The 22040-nt window shown below is 37.2% G+C and carries 18 protein-coding genes; 11 read left to right on the top strand and 7 right to left on the bottom strand.

The features are described from left to right. Positions 1-75: 75 nt before the first annotated feature. The 4 genes from pgaD to pgaA are packed head-to-tail and all read right to left on the bottom strand — an operon-like array spanning position 76 to position 6066. Positions 76-549: a poly-beta-1,6-N-acetyl-D-glucosamine biosynthesis protein PgaD gene (pgaD, locus tag F887_RS05680; RefSeq protein ID WP_005295643.1), complete on the bottom strand. Its 474-nt coding sequence runs from the start codon at positions 547-549 to the stop codon at positions 76-78. Beyond that, a complete protein-coding gene (gene pgaC, locus F887_RS05685) occupies positions 546-1790 on the bottom strand; it encodes a poly-beta-1,6-N-acetyl-D-glucosamine synthase (RefSeq protein WP_005295641.1) in 1245 nt (414 codons plus the stop codon). Before pgaC ends, pgaD begins: the two co-directional genes overlap by 4 nt. Then, complete coding sequence (gene pgaB / locus F887_RS05690) at positions 1787-3601, bottom strand: poly-beta-1,6-N-acetyl-D-glucosamine N-deacetylase PgaB (RefSeq protein WP_005295640.1); 1815 nt, start codon at positions 3599-3601, stop codon at positions 1787-1789. The genes pgaC and pgaB overlap by 4 nt, the downstream gene beginning before the upstream one ends. Further along, on the bottom strand, positions 3601-6066 hold the full coding sequence (gene pgaA / locus F887_RS05695; RefSeq protein ID WP_005295637.1) for a poly-beta-1,6 N-acetyl-D-glucosamine export porin PgaA: 2466 nt from the start codon (positions 6064-6066) through the stop codon (positions 3601-3603). Before pgaA ends, pgaB begins: the two co-directional genes overlap by 1 nt. Before the next feature lie 1549 nt (positions 6067-7615). Here pgaA and F887_RS05705 point away from each other — a divergent pair. The 3 genes from F887_RS05705 (at position 7616) to F887_RS05715 (ending at position 12093) form a co-directional block, all read left to right on the top strand. Further along, positions 7616-8632: an AraC family transcriptional regulator gene (locus tag F887_RS05705; RefSeq protein ID WP_005295633.1), complete on the top strand. Its 1017-nt coding sequence runs from the start codon at positions 7616-7618 to the stop codon at positions 8630-8632. Positions 8633-9144: 512 nt separating this feature from the next. After that, complete coding sequence (locus tag F887_RS05710; protein WP_005295628.1) at positions 9145-11487, top strand: TonB-dependent hemoglobin/transferrin/lactoferrin family receptor; 2343 nt, start codon at positions 9145-9147, stop codon at positions 11485-11487. 321 nt (positions 11488-11808) lie between these two features. Continuing rightward, entirely contained in the window at positions 11809-12093 is a 285-nt protein-coding gene (locus F887_RS05715; protein WP_005295625.1) for a hypothetical protein, read from the top strand. A gap of 23 nt (positions 12094-12116) precedes the next feature. Here the strand turns inward: F887_RS05715 and F887_RS05720 are convergent, their stop codons facing one another. After that, positions 12117-13058, bottom strand: a complete 942-nt coding sequence (locus F887_RS05720; protein WP_005295622.1) for a LysR family transcriptional regulator — start codon at positions 13056-13058, stop codon at positions 12117-12119. Between the two features lie 118 nt (positions 13059-13176). On the opposite strand from F887_RS05720, the gene F887_RS05725 reads away from it, so the two are divergent. From F887_RS05725 to F887_RS05740, 4 genes are all read left to right on the top strand, one after another. Beyond that, positions 13177-14157, top strand: coding sequence for an MBL fold metallo-hydrolase (locus F887_RS05725; protein ID WP_005295619.1), 981 nt, complete (start codon positions 13177-13179; stop codon positions 14155-14157). Between the two features lie 137 nt (positions 14158-14294). Further along, positions 14295-15260 carry a LysR family transcriptional regulator gene (locus F887_RS05730; protein ID WP_005295617.1) on the top strand — a complete coding sequence of 322 codons (966 nt, stop codon included), beginning with the start codon at positions 14295-14297 and terminating at the stop codon, positions 15258-15260. Positions 15261-15458: 198 nt separating this feature from the next. Beyond that, entirely contained in the window at positions 15459-15794 is a 336-nt protein-coding gene (locus F887_RS05735) for a hypothetical protein (protein WP_005295613.1), read from the top strand. 252 nt (positions 15795-16046) lie between these two features. Next, a complete protein-coding gene (locus F887_RS05740; protein ID WP_005145697.1) occupies positions 16047-16274 on the top strand; it encodes a hypothetical protein in 228 nt (75 codons plus the stop codon). Between the two features lie 188 nt (positions 16275-16462). Here F887_RS05740 and F887_RS05745 read toward each other — a convergent pair whose 3' ends face one another. Continuing rightward, the gene (locus F887_RS05745; protein ID WP_005295610.1) at positions 16463-16693 is read right to left on the bottom strand and encodes a hypothetical protein; all 231 of its coding nucleotides are present in this window, start codon (positions 16691-16693) and stop codon (positions 16463-16465) included. A 279-nt stretch (positions 16694-16972) separates the two neighbouring features. Between F887_RS05745 and F887_RS05750 the strand changes: the two genes are divergently transcribed. The 4 genes from F887_RS05750 (at position 16973) to F887_RS05765 (ending at position 21047) form a co-directional block, all read left to right on the top strand. After that, positions 16973-17584, top strand: a complete 612-nt coding sequence (locus F887_RS05750) for a LexA family protein (protein WP_005295607.1) — start codon at positions 16973-16975, stop codon at positions 17582-17584. Between the two features lie 4 nt (positions 17585-17588). Beyond that, positions 17589-18887: a Y-family DNA polymerase gene (locus F887_RS05755; protein ID WP_005295605.1), complete on the top strand. Its 1299-nt coding sequence runs from the start codon at positions 17589-17591 to the stop codon at positions 18885-18887. 177 nt (positions 18888-19064) lie between these two features. Beyond that, entirely contained in the window at positions 19065-19973 is a 909-nt protein-coding gene (locus F887_RS05760; protein WP_005295603.1) for an AraC family transcriptional regulator, read from the top strand. A 153-nt stretch (positions 19974-20126) separates the two neighbouring features. Next, complete coding sequence (locus tag F887_RS05765) at positions 20127-21047, top strand: alpha/beta hydrolase (protein WP_005295600.1); 921 nt, start codon at positions 20127-20129, stop codon at positions 21045-21047. A gap of 68 nt (positions 21048-21115) precedes the next feature. On the opposite strand, the gene F887_RS05770 is transcribed toward F887_RS05765, so the two are convergent. Further along, positions 21116-22021 carry a LysR family transcriptional regulator gene (locus F887_RS05770; RefSeq protein WP_005295597.1) on the bottom strand — a complete coding sequence of 302 codons (906 nt, stop codon included), beginning with the start codon at positions 22019-22021 and terminating at the stop codon, positions 21116-21118. Positions 22022-22040 lie beyond the last annotated feature (19 nt).

Here is a 22040-nt window from a genome sequence, read left to right as displayed (position 1 = left end):
CTGAAATTAAAAAGTAAAATGGATAATAAAAGAGTCAGGGATTTGCCTCTTTTATTATTTCTATCGAGTGAAGAGCTATTTAAGTTCGTAGTCAGCTAAAAGACCTTCATGGTTATAGTGCAGAACAATATTTTTGGAATGTTGAATTTTTGATAGCTCATCCATGGGAATCAAAAAGCCCTCAGCAAGAATCGAATGTGTCACATTACTGATGGTTGTTTTTTCCGCCTTACGATATCGCAACCAGTTATAGCTTGCCCATAACAGCAGAGAGGTACAACAGACTGCGACCATGAGTGCGAGCCAAAAGAAATTATGGAGCTGTACACTCATCTGCTCTGCAAAAATATAGTTTTTAATCAGTTTGCCTTGATATAACCATAAAAATATTGCCAATAAGGGTAAAAATAATAGGGTCCAAAGTGCCCAACCAATCCCTTGCAGCAAATAATGTGCGCCTTTATTTTTCACATAGCTGTGTTGATCAATATATTCAGGGATATCGAGTTGTGATACGTCTTCAATGATATTTAACTGTTGTTTGTTCATTCTGCCTCACCTTTAAAACCACGATCTGGACTGACCCATCTCGCTCTTTTTTTCCGTGTAAATAAAGCTTTTGGGACCGCAACAACAGTGGTCATCGCCCCCAGCATCCAAAAAAATAAGGGGTACCAAATGACCCAAAAATAATTTCTAAAGAAACGATTTCCGTCATATCGCTTGTCGATGAACAAGCTGACAAAAAATTGAATCAGACAGGTGATCGCTAAAATAACGCCATACCACTGCGGCAATAGAGATTTAATGTGCCATTCTGCTGATAGAGGGAAAAATAACCCGATGAAAAATAAAATGATGATCAGAAAAATGACATATGCCCAGATCATGCTGGTGATCGCTTCAAGGGCGACAGGCCACATTTTAAGTGCTGAAATTTTAAAGAGTTGGGGAAGATAAGTTTTGATGACTTCGACACCACCTTGAGCCCAGCGCAATCGTTGCTTCCACAAACCTTTAAATGTTTCAGGCATATAGATGTAACACAGGGCGTTAGGAACATAGTGAATATCCCATTCAGCAAGTTGCAGTTTCCAAGAGATATCAATGTCTTCAGTAATTTTATCGTCTGACCATAAACCGACTTGCATGAGTGCTGTTTTTCGAAAGCCAGCAATGACACCTGAAACTGTAAAAATACGTCCATAAGTACGTTGGGCACGTTTAATTAAGCCAATAATTGAGGAAAACTCACCCACCTGTAATTTCCCTAAAATACTTGAGCGATTCAAAATCCGAGGATTTCCAGTCACTGCGCCGACCTGATTAAATGCTGTCAGTTGATGCATCATCCAAATGGCCGCATGTGGATGCAACAAAGCATCTCCATCAATACAAATCAGATATTCATATTGGCTCACCATCATGCCAGACCGTAAGGCAAAGGCCTTACCCTGATTTTCTGCTAGATGCACGACCCGTAAACTTGGATGTTCAAGCATTAGTTCATCCAAAATCTTTGCAGTGTCATCAGCACTACCATCATTGACAGCGATGACTTCAAATTTTGGATATTGTGTCTGTAGCGCGAAACGTATGGTTTCTCGAACTTGGTCTTGTTCATTAAAACAAGGAATGATAATGCTGCATCCTTGCTCTGAAATTGCAGGTAATCTGTCTTGCTTATATTCACGTTTAAAGTAGAACCATAAACCACCAACCATCCATGTCCATGCCATGACCAATGGATAGAGAAAAGCAAATAAAAAAAGAGTTTCCATTAGGGTCATGGGTGTGCTCCATTTACGTGTTGATCGATAAATGGATTGCGATAACTGATCGGACTCTCATTTAAACTGAGCGGTGTAAATAATTGTTCATGCACTGCTTTTGCATTATCAAAGCGGTAATTGCTTAAAACCAATTTTTGGATTCCATGTCTTTGTAAGTTTAAAAACTGTTGTTGCAGGATCTGTAATTCCTTTGCAGAAGTCTGGTCTTGGTTCACCAAAGTGACCATCAGTCTGGCTTTTTCTGCGGCCGTTAAATAACCAACTTGCGCTATAAATTTTTGATAAGCATTTGGATTACTCAGACTGTCTATTTCAATATTTAGTAATGACACATAGGGCAGATAGGTTTTAACAATTTGCTCTAAGCCCTGATCCGTTAAATCAGAGAGTGAGAGCTGTAGTGTTAAATGAAAGGGATTACTTTGGTTGAGATAAGGCGTGACAGCCGCTTTGACCTGTTGGGTTAACTTTAAAATTTGAGCTTCTTTTTCCAGACACGCTGAGTTCACAACAGTGCTATAACGACAAGCAAGCTGTTGATCTGTTTTTAGAATAATGCCATCCAGATTGGGATTATTTCGAATCAGGTCTCTACTTAAATCAACTGCTAAATGAGTTCGATTTAGATCGGGGAAGATTGGCATCTGTACATAAACTCGATGGAAAACCCGCGTTCGTGTCTGCCAATGAGTACGACTTAAAATATCTTGAGCCAGTTTTAGATGGGTTGTTGGAAAGTAGGCTTGATCCTCGGTATTTTCCTTTTGATTGGTCAAGGCATTAACGATTAAGGTATTGGTTTTGAACGCACTTAAATTATTTAATAAACTCCCTAATTGCTGATTGTATAACGTACTGTCCTGTGAAAATTGAGCCAAGTCAAATTGTAAACCTCGCATCGGTTCATAATCTTGACGTTGGCCGTATTCCATAAAGCCTGTGAGTTGCTCACGTAAATTTTCCGCCGTCGGATTATTCGAAACAATGCCGCGTTGAAAGGTCGCATCATTAGCGTCATTTAATTTTTCAGTTCCCAGACTAAAAGACAGCGGGAAGCCAGCCTGATTGGCAATTTGAGTGACTTGTTGGTTGACCGCACCATAGGGCCAGATGATTGCCAACGAATCTATTCCTAATTTTTGTTGTAAAACCTGCTTGGACTTCAGCAAGTCGTTGTAGATACGCTGGCTATATTCTTGTTCAGATTCATAGCGATGTTTGCTTGGATTATATTGTCGAGTCAAAGCCGCAGGTTTTTCATTTTTCTGTATATTGGCCAGTACACCTTTATGCAAATCGTGGCTATGGCTGGCAAATTCAACTAAACCTGATTTTTGAATATCTTGCAGTTGTTTCCAGCTCATCAAATTATTTTGACCATAGGCTTCATAAGCGGCTTGCGTATTACCTTCGGTCCAACTGGTGACCAAAGCAAAAACAACGGGGATTTGATATTGCTTGACTAAAGGATAGACATGGCTATATCCACTCAGTGCTCCATCATCAAAACTAATCAGAACTGCATTTTTAGGCAATGGAATCCCATGTTCCCGAGATGCCATAATTTGTTTTAAGGTAATTGGAGTCCATTCGGAACGTTTCAGCCATTCAAAAAATTGCACTAAATTTTGAGTATTAATGGCATAAATATCTCTGTCACCACTCTTGCGTACATCGTCACGGACATCATGAAAGGTCAGGCTAACAAAATGCTGAGCGTCAAATTTTGCTTGCTCTGATGCAAAACTGTGAGCGGGAAGGAGAAATGCACATACCGAGAGCATTTTAACAATATTGAAAAACGTCATTAGAATCGCCCCCCAAAACCGAACAGGGCATAAGTTTGTTTTTCATTAATGCCATCATAAGGATGTTGTTTCCAACCAATCCCATAATGCAGTGCCCAGATCCGCGACAATTGCCATTCATGTCGATATTGCGCATCAAAAATAGGTTTGGAGCCGTAATCTTGTTGGTGAAACATCCCCGCATTGATCGAGAAATTTTGATTGAAGTGACGTTCGTAATTTCGCCAAGTCAACCAGTCATGGTTCAAATTGATCGCAAGGCTATAACTTTGTTTAGGACTAAAATAAGCCACGTTATCTAAATGATTTTTCCCTAAAAATGTTGAAAAACCAGCTTGTGTCGTGTGATGAGCAGTTTGGAAAACACGTTGATTATAGTTTGCAAAAAAATCATGGCGTTTATTGCCATCACTGATATCTGTGTAGCTGTATCCTGCATAGGCTTGACGGGATTCATTTTGTTGCCAACGAATCGTAGCAGCATAAGATTTGCCATTTTCATCTTGATCAATGGCTTGTAAGGGAATATTGGCTTGGGTGTTGATGGATAACGCGTATTGCCAGTAATCATTGAGTTGATGTGACCAGTCCGCTCTTAAGCCTTGACGCTGCCCGTCGATATTTTCAGAGGCAACCAGTGCCAAAGCTTTGCCTTGGTCTTGCCATTCTAATCCCAAACCAAAGCGTTGCTCTTGTAAGTTTCCATCTGCATATTTCCCCCAAATATCTTGATGTTCAACAAATACTCGATAATTGTCTGCAAGCCATGGCGAATATAGCGAGGTATTGGATTCACGGTCACGTGTTCCTTTGAGTGAGTGTAATAACTGGTTTTGTTCAGCATGGCTACGTGAAAAGCGGCTTTCATGGATGATACTGGCATGATTGCGATCCTCTAATTCTTTATTACTTTTGATGACACTACTATCACTTGGGTAGTCTTGGATCAGTGCTTGGGTTTGCTTGCGCCAAGACTGGATATCACCAATGGCCTGAGTATTTTGCATGTTATTGATACGTGTGTATTTTGAGTGAGGTTCTAAACCATTTAAACGGTCAATGCTTTGTTGAGCTTGGCGAGGATTTTCTCGCCAACGTTGGATTTTGGCTAAATCATTTAAATATTGAGCATTATTCGGAGTTTTGCTAACTGTATCTTTGAGATATTGTTCCGATAAATCCAAGCGATTCCGATAAGCCATATCCAATGCTACTAACGATAGATATTCATTTCGATCTGGGTGGACATTCTTATCGACGCCTTTGGCTTCGCTGTATTCATATGTGGGAATCAGTTCATCAATCACGATAACCAGTGCATGCGCCTCCTTATATTTTTCTTGTTCAATCAATGAATAATAAAGTGATGTATAGAGGCTAATATCCGGATAGTTCTTTTCAGGCAGTAAGTTGCGATAGATCATCTCAGCTTCGGTTGGTTGTTTATTTGCGAGGTATGCATCTGCAATGGCATGGCGCGTATACGCAGGCATTTGTTCTATTGGAGGCAAGGAGACTTGTTTTAAGATGCTAAAAAGTTGTTGTTTTTGGCCTCGATAATTTAGAGCGTAGAGATAGTCGTAATAGAAACGATTGAACATGGCCTGATGGGTTGGAATTTGTTGGGAAATTTGTTCAGCTTCTTCCAAAACTTGATCAAGTTGCTCAAAAGTTCTGGCTTCACTTTCAGCACGTGAAGATAAATATTTTTGTTGTTTGATTGCCTCATTTACATTCTGTGAAAATTTTCCAATTCTATTTTGCCAAGCTAAATTCTCAGCATTCTCTTTGAGTTGATGTTTTTTGGAAAAATCGGTTGCCATTTCATAACTGCCAAGAGCAACTAAAACATTGAAATACTCGTTTTGAATGGCAGCATTGGTGGGGTATTGGTGATAAGCCAGCTGAATCGTTTTTAATGCATAAGTGTATTGTCCCAATAGACGATAAACGTATGCGACTATGCTCAAGTGTTCTGCATTCATTTCTGCTGTATCAAGATTTTGTAATATCTTTGCTGCTTCAGCCAGTCGCTTATTTTCTGCCAATAATGCGGATTTTAGAATTGCAACTTGCATGCGATTATGCATCTGATAAGGCTCAAATTTTTCGAGTAGAACTAATGCCGAATTAAATTGTTTCTGGTCCCGTAAAAGTTTAACCGTCGCGAGTTGAGCATATTCAGGGAAGCGCTTTGGCTGAATTCGTTGAGTTAAATCGATTAGGGTAGCTTGAGGGATAGTTTGAATCTGGGAGGCTGACAATAGGTAATCAGCTAGAATATTCTGTTGATCAGGATACTGCTGTAACAGCGATTCAAGGCTCGTCAAACCTTGAGCTGCTTGCCCATTTTTAATTTGATAAATTGCTTTTTCTCTTAAAAAATCAGATGTATGGGCATGTGACATATTAGAAATTAACAGAAACAATAGACTGGTTGGGACAAGTGGATGAGTTTTTTGCATAAAGTGTTTGGTTTGTTGGTTCTCTTTTTTATTTTAATATGTGATTTAAATCACATATTGTCTTGCTTGTGTACAGCCATAATGATTTTCTTTAACTTAATAAGTTTTTATTTATCAATCTCTTATTTTATATTCTAATTTTCATATGCTGATAGCTACATGTTTTTTTGTTTTTTCTGTCTATGTGTTTGTGTATTTAATGTTTTGTATTCTGAGGGCATGAATTGAGGAAGAAATTAATATTCAGATAAAGAAATTTTCATTAAAGTAAACATCTAAGATATTAAGTTAAATTTATTTAAAAATATTTTTAAGTAAAATCATATAATTGTATAGAGTGATCTTTGTTTATATATCAGATATCAATGAATGAATAATGAAAATAGAGTGGAAATATAAAATAAATGAATCTATAGATTATAATTACAAAAAATACACCTATTTAGTTTAGAAAATTAATTTCTGTAACCTTTTTTGATTTATTTAAGCTTTTGTATTTTATTGATTTTTTTATTAAAATTTTAATATTTGCCTTGTATGGTGCTATTATTTTAAGAGCAAAATTGAAGGCGGTTGTGGTATTTTCTTTCTATATGTATATGAAATTTTTAATAAATATTTTTAGATTTCTGATTATTTTCATGACTCTTTGTATGTAATGCTAGTTTTTATGTATTAAATGCTAATAAATTTAGGGTTAAAGGAGGTAAGGTCTATTTTTATAATAGATCTAAGGGGCGGGTGTGATCTATAAGAAAACGTTATTACTAGATATTGATAAAATGAATGAGAAGAATCAAGAAAATGATGATGGGTTATTTTTAAGAAATGAACAGGTTTGTGTCCTTACTATGTGCTTGTGGAATACAAATATTAGTTATATTTTTTTAATCTTTTATCTGTTTATTTTATTTCTTGAAAAAATAAATGATTTCTACTTTGTTGTAAGTTTTTCTTTAATATTTAGTCTTGTTGTTATTGTCTTACTCTTTCTTTTGCTCATTTTTGTTGAGTTAGCTTTCTCCTATCGTTAATTAAAATAAGATCAATATCATCTATAGAAAAATAATAAAAGTAGACGTCTACACTGTAATTGAAAATAGTGAATTATCTAAAGTCAATCAATTATAAAAATATTTTTAAATTCGTCAGTTTTTATTGAATTGGGTAAATTTGTTTTGCTGGTAAAACAAAAAATTAGAATAACTATTAGTTTCTGTTTCGTTATCACCCGTTTAAAGATTTGAATACTGAATAAAAATAAATTTTTGCCACCTCTTATGTTAAAGACAGCTTCACAATCTCCAAACTTTCCTTGAAATGATAATTTTTTTTATTGAAATGATAATTTTTTTATTCAGTTTTCCAGTAGATTTTTAACACTATATGTGACTAATATCACAAAAAAAAGTTTTTCTGCCGTATTTGTAAGGGGTTGAAAGCATGGACGATGATGGTTTTTTTAATTTGATTAAATAATGTACTTGCATGAGTGGTTTTTGATTCCTTCTTGGAGGTGTGGTTCTTGATATGAGATAGAGTGGGTGAAATGGTTTTGAGTAAGTCTAATCAAGTTAAATTAGTTTCTAGTGCGATGCAAAACCTATTGATTTATTTTTGTGTAAAAAATAATCTTAAAAATGCAAAATATTTGAGTGACTATAAAACCAATGAGTTAATTCCACTTTGGGATTGGATTGAATTATTGGAGGATATTAATCAAAAATATCCAAAGCCTACACTTGGACTGGATATTTCAAAATATGCACAACCTAAACATCTTGGTATTTTAGGTTATATTGCTCTGTCTAGTGAAAATATATTGGAAGTTCTCAATTCTTTTATAAAATATCAAAGATTATTCTGTGAAACTAAACCAGCAAAGATGTCCGTTTCAGATGATTTTATTATTATAAGCTGGAGTGAAGATCCGTACATAAAAAATAATCATCTTGTGGATGAGTTGTTGATGGGAGTTTTTTATATTTTTTTGAATCAATTGGTCCATCCTAATATTATTCATGTGCATAAAATAAATTTTAGTACGCAAAAAAATAAATTTTTTTATAATTATGAAAATTTTTTTGGTTGTTCTGTTGAGTTTGAAAGTGATCATGTTGAAATTTACATTTCTATGAATAGCCTTGAACTCGCGGTGCCAAATGCGGACCCTGTACTGAATGATATTTTAATCAAGCAAGCGAATGTATTACTCTCAAAGCGTCCTCATCTGGATGTTTTCGATGAGTTAGTACAGAAGGCAATCATCCAGGCTGTGAATAAAGGTAATATTAGCGTGGAATACGTAGCAAATCAGATTGGCTTGCCATCGCGTATTTTTCAAATGAAATTAAAACAGCACGGATACACTTTTAAAGAGAAATTAAATCAAGTCCGTAGAGATTTAGCCTTTGATTATCTTGCAGATTTAAATTTGAGTATTCTGGACATTTCAATGCTATTGGCTTACCAAGAACAGACCTCATTTATTCGAGCATTTAAAACGTGGACGGGAATGAGTCCATTGCAATATCGAAAGAAAAAAATTTTAAATCATCGTTCATAGTTTTATTATTTGCGTTTTAGTTATCATCCTTACCCAAAACGAAGTCACAATGAGAGTTAAGGCTTGTATTTGCGCTATAACTTTTGATCATATTTCACCCTGTCTTTTACTCCATCATTATTTTTCCATGTTGAGTGCCGTATTCCTAATGCATGTGGTGACTTTCACGATTAACTTGGAAATTTGCTTGGTTATGCCAAAAAATTGGAGAAGTTATTTACAACCTTCTAAATGTAAATGATAATTAATATTATTTGTAGGGTTTGCATAATTCAATGATCCATCCTCTTCCAATGTATGATAGACAGCCGTTGATCCAAAATCGTGATCCCGATTACCATAGTGCATATGAGTCCATGTTTAAATCTTTTCAAAATTTACTTGAAACCTGAACAAATAGCATTTTCCTGAATATTATTTTTTTGATTTTATTATTTTTATCTCATTTAATCCTTGATTATTTTATCGCCTTTTTAGGCGGATGATGAATTTTTATCTTTCGGTGAAGACGTATGTTCCAAGTTCTCCCTCAAAAAACAGTGATGAAGCCACTTGCGTTAGCTATTGCTTTATCTATGAATTTCTTAACAGTCCAAGTTTATGCGGAGAGTAATACGACAGTTTTAGTGAATTCAGACAAAACTGTAGCATTGCCAAAAAACTCATCTACAGCCAGTGATCAGAATCAAATTTATCAGATGACGCCCATCGAGGTGCAGGCAGATAAAGAAGATACCATTCGGTTTGGTCAGAGTGTGTTAAACCAAAAAGCCATTGATCGTTATCAAGCAAATAATGTTGCGCAATTGCTGGATCATATGCCGAGTGTGGGTTCTGCGGGTTCACCACGTCCCGGTGGGCAAACGATTAATATCTTGGGAATGGGTGGGGTTGAAGATGTCCCGATTACCTTGGATGACTCGGTTAAAAGCTTTGATAAATACCGCCAAGGTTCAGTCTTTATTGAGCCTGAAATTTTAAAGAAAATTACGGTAGATAAAGGACCACATAACGTTGAAGTTGGAAATGGTGGTTTTGGTGGAAAAGTCACATTGGAAACTAAAGACGCAACTGATCTGCTTCGAGAAGATCAAAATATGGGGGCTTTTTTAAAGTATTCGCGTTTTTCCAATAATGCACAAAACACTTATACCGGTGCAGTGTATGGTAAAAGTGAAAATGGGTTTGCGGATGGAATGTTCTACTATACCAAGCGAGACAGTGGCGATGTTAAGCGTCCAGATGGCAGTAAGTTTTTATATTCTGTACAAGAGCAAAATACCTATTTGGCCAAGCTGAATTTTCATCCGACTGACAGCCAAAAAATTACTTTAAATGCGATGCAGGGGGGACATAAAGGTTGGGAACCATTTGCAGCGATGCGTGACCAAGATGCTGTGCCTACAGAAGCGGATATTAAAAAATATGGTTACGATGAGGCTTGGAAACGTCGTTTGGTTTATCGTGATCAGAACGATACCAGCTATTCGATGGGATATGAGTTCAATCCAGAATCCAATCCATACCTCAATTTAAAAGCGACGGCATCTTATTCAAAGACGGATCAACATGATCAAAGACTCCCCAGTGTTAATGGTTCAGCGGCAACCTTGGGCAATGAAAGCTGGGTAACGTATACCAATACGGCTTTTAAACTCAGTAATATTAGTGATATTACGACTGAATACGGTACGCATAAATTAAAACTGGGGGCGCAATATCAAAAGATGGAGCAGAACTCTCTAATTTACGATAAAAACAATGCCACTAAGCCTGATTATAACTTTGGTTATTATGAACCATATTATATGCCTTCTGGGGATCAGCAAATGCTGAGTGCCTTTGTGGAAGATCAATATCAGATTAATAATTTTACCATTACACCATCGCTGCGTTACGATCACATCAAAAACACAGGTAACCCGAACCGTGCACCACGTTATAACGATCCAAGTGCAGGACATGATTATTCAAGTAAAACTTATACAGGCTGGTCACCACGCTTAGCCTTGGCTTGGAAGCAGGCGGATTATCTGACTTGGTTTGCCAATATCAGTAAAACATGGCGTGCGCCACGTGTAGATGAACAATATTATGTGCAATCAGCAGGTACTTCGTTGTCTGCAACCAGTCGCTACCTATTGCCTGAAAAAATGCTGGCGATTCGTGTTGGGAATGAAATGAATTTTGATGATGTTTTTGCTACAGAAGATCATTTACAGGTACGTCTTACTTATCACCGCAATCGTGGTAGTGATGAAATCTTCCGTAATCGTTCAACCTTCTGTAAGGCACAGGCGGAAATCAATGCCAATGGTGGAAATGGCAGTATGAGCGATTGTAATGGCAATTACGATCCTGGTTTTTATCGCAATGTGAATGATTATACGATCAAAGCTTATGAAGCTGAGCTTTTCTATAATCAACCGACTTGGTTCACAGGATTGACCTATTCATATATTCGAGGACGTCGTGACAATTCTCCAGTTAATCCTTGGTTCGACCAAAAAACTTGGATGACCGATATTCCGCCAAGAAAAGCCACAGCAACATTAGGGGTCAATGTACCTGAGCATCATTTGACCATGGGCTGGAGAGGTATATTTGTAGCAGCACAGGATCGGAGTTTATCTGACAATGATAAGTCGATTGCCGCGACTTCTTTTTCTTTGCCAAAAACCAAAGGCTATTCACTGCATGGTGTTTACGCCGACTGGCAGCCTGTCGGTGAGAAGGGACCAAAGTTAAATCTCTCAATTGATAATCTGTTTAACCGAGATTACAAAATGTATTTAGGTGAGTATATGACAGGTACAGGTCGTGATTATAAGTTGAGCATTTCTCAGTCGTTTTAGTTTAGGGAGAGTATTGAAACTGCTCTGGATTCCAGATCGGTTTTAAAATAAAAATGCAGATGTTCTTTTTAATCCAACATCTGCATTGATCTGAAATATAAAACTTAGATGGGGAATTAAAAGTAAAGTGATATTTATTTTATAGATAAAATGAGAAAATTTAATGGTGGATAGATCAGATAAGATTTTATTTTAAGTGTTTGTAATTACTTTAATTTATGTTAAATGAATATTTTGTTGGATTTATTGATAATTTTTATTGTTAAAGTTTTATATAATAATAATTAATCATTATTAAAAATTATAAGTAAGGATTTTTAAGTGAAGGAGTGGATCTGTATAAAGTGTAAAAGATATAAGCGCTTTAATTCCAATAATCTAAGATTAGGGCAAATGGTTTTTTTTCCAATCTTTGAAATAGAAGGAATAGAAATTAAAAAAATAATAAGAAAAGGTGTTGTACTAAAAAGAAAAGACAACATTTTAAAGATACTTGAGGATGGGAAAATTTTTTATTTAGAAGAAACGGATGTCTATCCAGTAGATGCACCTGTTGAATTTATATACAACATGTTTGGTGAATGCTTTTGTTGTTTAAGTTATTGATATTAAATATATTTTTTATTAATCTAGAACTGGTTGCTTTTCTCATCTAATTTTCTAGTCAGCTCTTGGCGTAACAGTGGAATTGAAAAATCTAAAAAAAGTTTTGTTGCTAACAATACATTCTGTCGGGTTGGTATGAGTGCATTGACAAGCGAGTCTCGCAGGAACCATTGCGTATCAGATTCAAATACTTCCACCAATTGACCTGATTTTAATTCTTCAATGCATAAATATGTTGGCATGATTGCTACGCCTAAATCTTGCAGAACAATTGATTTTAAAATTGACATATTTCCACAGCTTACATACGGCTCGAGCTGCAAGTTAACTAGCTCATTGGTTTGATGCAGAAATTCTCTATGGACAATTTTTTTATGAAACTCTAGAGCAATAAAGTTCATAGTTGTAAGTTCTTCCGGATGCTTAATCTTTTGTTTGTCTCGCATGTAATGAGGACTCGCGACCATGATCATGGATAACTCACAGACTGGACGAATGATTAAGCTAGAATCTTGTAGTGGCTTTGATGAAATTCTAAAAACCAGATCCACTTGTGCACTGATTAAATCGATATTGTGATCTGCGGTATTCAGAATAATTTTTATTTTGGGGTACTGACGCATAAATGAATGAAGGATAGGAACCAAAGCTGCTTGTGCAAAGGTTGGAGAGCAGCCGATTCTTAAAATTCCTTTAGGATCACCTGCAAGGTCTGTTGCAACTGCAAATGCATTATGTGCTGCTTGTTTTAACGCTTTTGCATGGATATAGACTTCTTCGCCAGCAGGTGTCAGCACCACATTCCTGGTATTTCTATGAAATAAACGGACACCAATCCGATTTTCTAGCGCCACAATATGTCGACTGAGTTTTGAACGTTGCAAACCTAGATGACGTGCTGCTGCGGAGAAACCTGCTTGCTCCACGACTTCAGCAAATAATAATAGGTCATCCAGTTTTTCCATCGTATTTTATGCATCCATTGTTGCCAATTTTAGGACAGTATATTGTGAATTTTGTGGATTTTATCGTGGTGTTTAACTTGTTAGATTGATCTTCGGAATAGTAGTGAAGGTTTGAAGTATGCGTACAATTAAAAATCAAAGGATTAGAACATTTATAGCCCATAAAATTTTTGTAGCATTATTGATGTCATTACCATTCAGCTCCATTTTTGCAAAAGATAATGGTCAATCTGTTGACCTGTCGGCTTATCAAAATCGTGAAGTTTTAAATGATTTTACGGCTGCATCGTGTCCCGAAAATCCGAAAAGTTTAACTCAAGTGAGAGGCAATCTTTATCGGCATACCACCGGCGCAGGGTTAGCAGTACACAGTGGTCTCGTCCTCATTACAAACGAAGGTGCTTTAATCATTGATCCTGCAATGACATGTACATCTACATGGTTAAAAGATGAGATCAAAAGACGTTTCAGTGTGTCTGTAAAATATGTGGTTTATACCCATGCGCATGCAGACCATATCAGTGGTGGGCAAGTCTTTAAGGCAGATGGCGCAACAATTGTTGCCAATCAACGCAGTATTGAACCGATTGTTGGAGAAAAATTAGCAACGGCTTTGCCTGATCGAGTGTTTGATCAGGATATGAAAATTAGCTTGGGCGGTGAAGAGGTCTTGTTACATTACGTGGCACCTAGTCATTCAGACAGTATGGTGATGGTGCTTTTCCCTAAATATAAGGCACTGCAATGTACTGATGTTTGTGAAAGTAAAAGTATGCCCTATAACGATTTTCTCGACTTCTACTACACAGGCTGGATTGATACTTTAAATTGGGTTATCCGTCAGGATGTCGACATTATTGATGTTGGACACTATACGCCTGCAACACGTGAAGATCAGGTTGCTCTAAGAAATTATCTCGTAGACTTGCATCAGCAAGTATTGGACTTGGTTCGCGCAGGTCAGTCCTGGGATCAGCTCTACCGTAACGTAAAATTCAACTCTGAAGTTCAGACTTGGATAGCTTTTAGCACGATGAAAATACCGAATATCCAAGGCATGTATCGCTGGGTGAGTAACCATCGTCGAGGCAACTGGTAATAGCCATAAGCCGAAAAAGCCAAGATTTTATTTTTAGGGTATGACTTGATACAGCCCATGTTGCATGACCCAGCTAGAAGCTTCTTCTAAATACTCAAAGCGTAAATAGATTTGGTATGCATTTAAATAAGATATGAATGAGTGTGAATGTGTTAGATATTAGAGATTTAAAGATTTTTATATATGCTGTTGAAAATTCATCTTTAACAGTGACGTCAGAAAAGCTTGGTATTGATCAGTCTACTGTCACGAAGCGGATTAATAGTATTGAACAGAAATTGAAAGGTAAATTATTCAACCGTAAAAGCCGACCTCTGCAATTAACGCATTTTGGTGAAAAAGTATATTTCAAAGGGCGCCATATTCTTGAACAGATGGAGCAGCTAGAAAATTTTCATCAACAAAAAACCGAATCATTTCTGGAAAAGGTAAAAATAGGTCTTCCAATTACCTTGGTTGATGACTTATATGAATATATCGATGATCGATATAAGTACGACCATTATTCGACTGAAGTAGAAATGCAAAGTGGATGGGGACGGAGTCTTATTCAACAAGTAGATGAGCGGGAACTTGCTCTTGCTATAGTGATGATTCCTTCCAATCTTCAACTATCCGAGCATTTATTTTTCAAAAATATTGGAACCTTACCTTTAGTTATAGTTGCACTCAAGAATGGTATTAAAGAGTACAAAACTTTGGAGCGGTGTAGTAAAAAGGGGTGGGTTGTACATCCAGAGGGCTGCTGTTTTAGAGAAAGCCTAAATAAAAAACTCAATGAAAAAGGATCAACTTTCTATGCCAATAAAGAGGTTTTTGGGATAGAGGCCCAATTAACGAGTATTGTAAATGGTGAAGGCTTAGGGATATTTCCGAAACCTTTTTTTGATAAATATTCAGCAACTAACTCAGATTTAGAAGCGGTGCTTGTCAATGATTTTGATATTCATCTCAAAGTGGGAATTGTATATGCCGATCAAAAAAATTCAGATCAAGTAAACTATTTTGCAAAAATTGTAAAAGAACGCTATTTCTTACAGATCGTTATAATTCTGAATCTAGGTTTTTATTTTTTAGAGAAACAGTTCATCTCTTTCATTTAAATTCGGGCTGAGAGATAAGAAACCTTTGACTCTTAGGCGTAGAGATGGGTGGCTTATCTTCTAAGATAGATGTTAAAGGTTTACTTAAGATTTAAGTGAGTTGAATTTTTAGCAAAATATTTAAATTATGATTGCATAGTGGATATGATAAAATTAGGCATTAAAATTAAAAAATCAATTAGGACTTAGGGCTTGATAATGAAAAAGATACAATGGTTAATACTTGCTTTGATGACGTCTACGACTGTTTTTGCAGTTGAAACATCTGGGGTAGATGTCGATGCAGCAGCACAAGTGAATCTTGGCAATGTATCATCAGAAAAAAATAAAAATTCTCTTATTAAGCAATCTACAAAAAGAGCCGATATTGATGCCGAAGTTGATACGCAAGCATTAAAATTAGGGGGTATTCATAAGCGAGAAGACGCCCGAGAATATCTTGAGTTAAAAAGTGAAGTAGAGGGAAATATGACAAAGCCTGATGAGAAAACTAAAAATAAGAATGAAATATCCAATGATCTAACGTCCAAATAAATTATTCTTTTGTGCGAGATCTAAGTCTATCTGGCGTTTATGTAGTGACGCATTCTGAAACGTTTTCCACATAACTGTAACTGATCAGTTAAACAAATATTAATGGAATTTATTTATTTGGCGATAATTTCAAGCACTTAACTGATGAATTAATAAAAGTCTAATACTTATAACTCTTGTTACAACCATTTGGTCGACAAGCTTAAAAAAATTTCCCATAGTCCTATGAACGATATTATTGGGAGAACTGTTATGGATAAAATTACAGTGATTGTGAAAGACCAAGAAGAAAATGAGTCTATTGTCGTAGCCCAGTTAAATGATTTAGAAGACCACGATATTCCTTTTTTTAAACGGGTTGAACATATTGAAGTAGAAGGAAATATCATTTTTCCAAATATTGACTTGCTGTTCGAGAGTGATGTCGATGGAAAAATCTATAAGTTGGTTGCACCTGTGAACGATAAAAGATTTATTTGAATTTAGCCCTGTCTTAAAACTGTGTAAAAACCCACTTATGCTCAATCCAATAAGTGGGTTTTTATTTGAGAAGGATTAGCATTCTGTAAAACCTGATTTAATCTAGGAGAAAAAGTAAAGAGCTTATGGTCTAACTGTTACCTAAGCTCTTTATATATGAAAGTCATCTCTTTTTTGTCTCGGTTAGATCAATGAATTGGGTTAAGCCCTTTCACAATATCACTAAATTCAGAACCATTGAGCCAAAAAGATTTCTTTAAAAACAGAGTAGTCATGATACTTTCTGCGGCTTCACTATTTGGGCTTTCACAGAATAATCCGTAGCAATTGCCAAGGACTGTATCATTTTCAATAAGACGAATAAAATAAGCATGTTGTTCGTCAGCATAACCAAGAATAGCATCACGTTGATTGTTCATTTTTCATGTCTCCACATCAAAAATATTTGAATAGAATCTAACTGCCAAGAGATCAAATAGATTAATGAGTTAGATCAATAACTTAATATTTTGTATTTGCATAAGCTATTCATTTAAAACATTAATTTTGGTTTGTCTTACATCCTTGTCAAAGTTAAACAAGCCAAAATCTGATCTATGGATTTATTGTTATGCAAAATTAATTGTACGTCAACTTGAATTTGTAACTTTTTCAAGTTAAATTAATTGAAAGTATTTAAGCTTGGGTAGGGGGAAGTTATGTCTAAAAAAACTGAATTTGAGCATGGGGGTGCAAGAACCAATGCAGGGCGGAAGGCACAATTCAGTGAGCCGACCAAAGTCATCCGTGTTCCCGAGTCCCAAGTTGATTTCATCAAAAATTGGTTACTGAATAATGTCAAAACAGATCAGCACACTGATTTGACCACTTCAATGAAAATACAAAATGTTCAAGCGAAGAATGATCGACTTTATCATATTCCATTGGCAACGGAACGTGTCGCAGCAGGTTTTCCGTCGCCTGCACAAGACCATGTTGAACAAGCTTTGGATTTAAATGAATTTTTAATTCGTAACGAAAACTCAACTTTTATTGTGAAAGCAAACTCACTCTCGATGTTAGATGCTGGCATTGATATTGACGATCCTTTGGTGGTGGATCGTAGTCTTTCAGCGAAGTCTGGGGATATCGTGATTGCCTTGATTGATAATGATTTTACCGTTAAACGCTTGATGATTGACCATCATTTCAGCCCACCTAAAGTGTGGTTAAAAGCGGAAAATCCTGACTATCAAAATATTTATATTACAGAAGGGCAAGAACTGTTGATCTGGGGTGTGGTGACGTATAACTTGAAGCCGATGAGGTAAGTCAATGAGTTTGCCACAACGTATTTTTGCTTTGATTGATGTCAATAATTGCTACGTCAGTTGTGAGCGTGTGTTCAATCCAAAGTTAGAAAACCGTCCTGTGGTGGTGCTCTCAAATAACGATGGTTGTGTCGTTTCCCGTTCTTATGAAGCAAAAAGGCTTGGCATTCGAATGGCCGTGCCATTATTTCAGATTGAAGAGATTATTCGTCAACATCAAGTAGAAGTCTTTTCCAGTAATTATGCCTTATATGCAGAAATGTCACGCCGTTTTATGAACATATTAGGCAGCTTTGTGGATCCATGTGAACAGGAAGTTTATTCGATAGATGAATGCTTTTTAGAGTTGACTGCCTATCAGAACAGTTACAATTTAACCGAATATGCGCATCAGATTCTGGATACGGTGAAAAACTGGTTGGGCCTGCCCTGTTGCATTGGTATTGGTTATTCCAAGACCCAAGCTAAACTTGCCAATAATCTAGCCAAGACACATGCTTGTTTTAATAGTGTGTGTAATCTTGTGGATGAAGATCCATGTGTGATTGAAGACTTGTTAGGGCATATGCCTGTAGGTGAGGTTTGGGGTGTCGGACGAAAGATTCGACAACGTTTAGAAAAAATGAATATCTATTCGGTGATGGATTTAGTTCAAGCTGATCCGAAAATGATGGGTAAGTACTTTTCAGTGCTGATGGAGAACACGGTCAAAGAATTACAGGGTATGACTTGCTTAGAGATCGAAGACGTTGTGACAGATCGTCAGCAGGTATTAAGCAGCCGTTCCTTTGGTCAGCCGATTGAAGACAAAACCAGTCTGAGTGGCGCTTTAACCGAATTTAGCTTACGTGCCGTTGAACGTTTGCGAAAGCAAAACTTACTATGCAAAGCTGTTGGGGTGAGTATCCGTACCAATCGTTTTAATAAGGAAGCATATTATCGGCCTTTTACCGTGGTGTATCTATCTGACTATAGTGATGATCGTTTAGAGATTATCAAAGCAGTACAACAAGGGCTTGATCGTATTTATCAGATAGGTCATCGCTATAAAAAGGCAGAAGTGATTCTGCTCGATATTATTCCTCAACGTAGCCATGCAGTCGATTTATTCCATGATACGGATGAACTCATTGCCCGAAGAAATCTTTCAGTCGCTTTTGATGATATTAATAAAAGATTTGGTCGGGATTGTATGACGCTAGGGCGATTAATTACACCGCATGGGCGAACGTGGCGTATGATCCAGAATCACAAATCTCCCAGTTATTTAACCAAGTGGGATGAGGTGTTAAAAGTGGTATAAGTTGGTCCTTTGCGGCCACTCATTACGAATCCCTTATTTACTCATAATTTTTGTCGTGATAAATCTCGAATCAAAGCATTTTATTGAATTGAAAAGCCTATTTGATGTGATGGATTCATCTTTTATGATCAATACATGGGTTATATTTTTAACCCTTATCTGGAAAATTAATTTGCTATGGCGACTTCTGTTGAAAGAAATGTGCATATGGAGCAGTTGATTCATGCTGTTTCAGGTTTTGCTGAGCAATCAGGTGATCACATTTCAGTGATTCCTCAACTTTCTTTTCATCGTCGAATGCGTCCTACAGATAGCACCCATTGTATTTATAACTTGGGAATTGGCATTATTTTGCAGGGACAAAAAGAGGTTGTGATTGGTGATCAAGTCCATCAATGTTTTGAAGGGCAAAGTATGTTGACCACCATTGATTTGCCTGTGACATCGCATATCGTGCAAGCTTCGCCGCAAAAACCATTTTTGGCTGTTTTACTTTTACTTGACCTACAGATGGTGAATCAAGTGGTTGCAGAAATGCCAACAGGGGCCTTAAGTGCTTCAGATGAGATTCAGCATTCTTTTTCTGTTGAGACTGTTGATACACCTCTGATTGATGCTTTCTTCAGGCTAATCAAAGTACTGGATGAACCGCAGATGTTGCCGCATTTGGTGCCTTTGATTCAAAAAGAAATTATTGTGCGTGTGTTGAATGGCCCACATGGGACATATTTACGTCAATTGCTGAAATCTGGTTCAGCGAATCAAAAAATTCATCAAGTGGTGAACTGGTTAAAACATCATTATATTCAGCCAATGCGTATGGATGATCTGGCCAATCAGGCTTTTATGAGCCCATCCACATTTAGACAGCATTTTCGTGCGGTAACAGGGATGAGCCCATTGCAATACCAAAAGCAGTTACGTTTACAGGAAGCACGGCATTTGATGTTTAACCAAAATATCGAGGCAGGACGAGCTGCAGGACTGGTAGGTTATGAAAGTGCTTCTCAGTTTAGCCGTGAATATAGCCGTTTATTTGGAGAGTCTCCACAGCGTGATATTCAACGCAGGCGACAAGATTTATAAGTAGCCGACATATTGAATAAGCAGAATAGGCAAACAAAGGCTTAATTTAGGCAACTCGATCACATAACAGCTACTTATACTAAAGATATGAACAGCATGGTTCAGTCAAAAATTGACTGTGTTTAAAGACAGTGATCGAGTGAGGTATTCAACATGCAAGCCGTAAAATATAATAACTTAGCGTGGAAATCTGCAGCAACTCTTTTATTCCCAACTGATTTTGATCCAAGTAAAAAATATCCTGCAATTATTAGTGTCCATCCGATTGGCAGTTGTAAGGAGCAGACGTCGGGCAATATTTATGGACAGGCTTTGGCTGAAGCTGGTTTTGTCGTATTGGTGATTGATGCATCCTTTCAGGGAGAAAGTGGCGGTGAACCGCGTTTTACTGAAAACCCATATCACCGTGTCGAAGATATTCGTTATGCGGTGGATTACTTGATAACTCAAGATTTTGTTGATGAAACTCGTATTGGTGTTTTGGGGATCTGTGGCGGTGGAGGTTATGCACTCAATGTGGCGATGACTGAGCGCCGCATCAAAGCAGTGGTTTCAATTACTGGGGTAAATTTTGGTCGAATGCTGCGTGATAATTTTGGTGGGCAATCACCAATTGAAGTCTTAGAAGCCGTTGCACAGCAAAGAACTGCTGAAGCTCGTGGTGCAGAAAAAATGATTATGTCATTTTTACCCCCTTCTGTAGAGGCGGCTCAACAGGCCGGTATTCAGGATATTGATATTTTAGAAGCAACTGACTATTACAAAACATCTCGAGGTCAGCAACCGAATGGGGCGACCAGTGCTTTATATTCAGGTTTAAGCGCTGCTTTGGGTTGGGATGCATTTGCGTTATCAGAGACCTTACTAACTCAACCTATCTTAGTGGTGATTGGTGATCAACCTGGTGGTTTTGGTGCTTACCGAGATGGCTATGAAATTGTCCGTCGCGCAGCTTCGAAACAAAAAGAGTTGTTGGTATTGGAGAATACCTCGCATTATGAACTGTACGATCAACCAGAGCCTGTTGCTCAAGCACTGGCAAAAGTAATCCCATTTTTTAAAGAACAGCTGTAATTAGAACTGAGATGAAAAAGGTTGGTCTAAACTAGTCTTTTTCATTGTGTTTTGTATTCCCCTAAATGCTATAGCTTTAATTGCGAGGGCAGTATCGTTATCAGTTGATCAATAGCCAAACGGGTTTTGAGTGGCATATACGCTAAGCGAGGCCATACCACATGAATTGGGAAATACACACTGGAAAAACGTGCCAAAACTTGAACTAAGCTTCCATCATGCAGTTCGTTATGAATGAGCCAATCGGGTAACCATGCAATGCCATGATGGGCCAAAACAGTATGTTTAATTGCTTGCATATCATTTAACATGAATTTGGCATTGGGTTTGACGGCATAGTCTTGCTTGTTTTCATCTTGCAGGTGCCACTTTTGCAAATGACCTGAATAGGGGTAAGCAATGGTTGTATGGGATTGGAGATCGTCAAGCGTATGTACGGGTCCAGATTTTTGCAGATATGTTGGTGTGGCACAGAGTAACATTCGGTGATCACCCAGTTTTCTCGCAATTAAATGGCTGGTGTCAGCTAAAGTTCCAATACGGATGGCCAAATCAAATCCATCTTCGACTAAATCTATGGTTCGGTCATTCAAGGAAAGTTCAACCTGTAAATCTGGATGCTGTTGCCCAAGTTCGACCATCAGCGGGGCAATATAAAGCTGCCCAAATAGGACCGGCGCTGAAATTCTTAATAGACCTGTTGCGCTAATCTTGCCTTGATCCAATAAGCTTTCTGCCGTGTTGATTTCAGTGAGCGCGCGACGACTGTGCTCATAAAACAAAGTCCCTTCATCGGTTAAGCTCAGTGTTCGAGTCGTGCGTTTAAAGAGCGAAACACCTAAGCGCTCTTCTAGACGGGCAATACTTTTACTCACTGCCGAACGGGTGAGATGTAGTTGCTCTGCGGCATGACTAAAGTTGCCAGCCTCAACCACCGTTACAAAAATTGAAATCGTGCTGAGTTCAGTTTGCATTATTGTAGAGTTTTAGGAA

This window comes from Acinetobacter sp. NIPH 2100, from assembly GCF_000369805.1.
Taxonomy (GTDB): Bacteria; Pseudomonadota; Gammaproteobacteria; order Pseudomonadales; family Moraxellaceae; genus Acinetobacter.
Note: the sequence above shows the minus strand (reverse complement) of the source record. Positions and strands in the feature narration are given on the sequence as shown.

Coding starts and splice junctions, on each gene's coding strand:
- pgaA (WP_005295637.1), bottom strand. CDS start 6,066: ATGCAAAAAACTCATCCACTTGTCCCAACCAGTCTATTGTTTCTGTTA.
- F887_RS05760 (WP_005295603.1), top strand. CDS start 19,065: ATGGCGACTTCTGTTGAAAGAAATGTGCATATGGAGCAGTTGATTCAT.
- pgaB (WP_005295640.1), bottom strand. CDS start 3,601: ATGACGTTTTTCAATATTGTTAAAATGCTCTCGGTATGTGCATTTCTC.
- F887_RS05765 (WP_005295600.1), top strand. CDS start 20,127: ATGCAAGCCGTAAAATATAATAACTTAGCGTGGAAATCTGCAGCAACT.
- F887_RS05745 (WP_005295610.1), bottom strand. CDS start 16,693: ATGAACAATCAACGTGATGCTATTCTTGGTTATGCTGACGAACAACAT.
- F887_RS05770 (WP_005295597.1), bottom strand. CDS start 22,021: ATGCAAACTGAACTCAGCACGATTTCAATTTTTGTAACGGTGGTTGAG.
- F887_RS05755 (WP_005295605.1), top strand. CDS start 17,589: ATGAGTTTGCCACAACGTATTTTTGCTTTGATTGATGTCAATAATTGC.
- F887_RS05720 (WP_005295622.1), bottom strand. CDS start 13,058: ATGGAAAAACTGGATGACCTATTATTATTTGCTGAAGTCGTGGAGCAA.
- F887_RS05725 (WP_005295619.1), top strand. CDS start 13,177: ATGCGTACAATTAAAAATCAAAGGATTAGAACATTTATAGCCCATAAA.
- F887_RS05730 (WP_005295617.1), top strand. CDS start 14,295: ATGAGTGTGAATGTGTTAGATATTAGAGATTTAAAGATTTTTATATAT.
- F887_RS05705 (WP_005295633.1), top strand. CDS start 7,616: ATGGTTTTGAGTAAGTCTAATCAAGTTAAATTAGTTTCTAGTGCGATG.
- F887_RS05750 (WP_005295607.1), top strand. CDS start 16,973: ATGTCTAAAAAAACTGAATTTGAGCATGGGGGTGCAAGAACCAATGCA.
- F887_RS05740 (WP_005145697.1), top strand. CDS start 16,047: ATGGATAAAATTACAGTGATTGTGAAAGACCAAGAAGAAAATGAGTCT.
- F887_RS05710 (WP_005295628.1), top strand. CDS start 9,145: ATGTTCCAAGTTCTCCCTCAAAAAACAGTGATGAAGCCACTTGCGTTA.
- pgaC (WP_005295641.1), bottom strand. CDS start 1,790: ATGACCCTAATGGAAACTCTTTTTTTATTTGCTTTTCTCTATCCATTG.
- pgaD (WP_005295643.1), bottom strand. CDS start 549: ATGAACAAACAACAGTTAAATATCATTGAAGACGTATCACAACTCGAT.
- F887_RS05735 (WP_005295613.1), top strand. CDS start 15,459: ATGAAAAAGATACAATGGTTAATACTTGCTTTGATGACGTCTACGACT.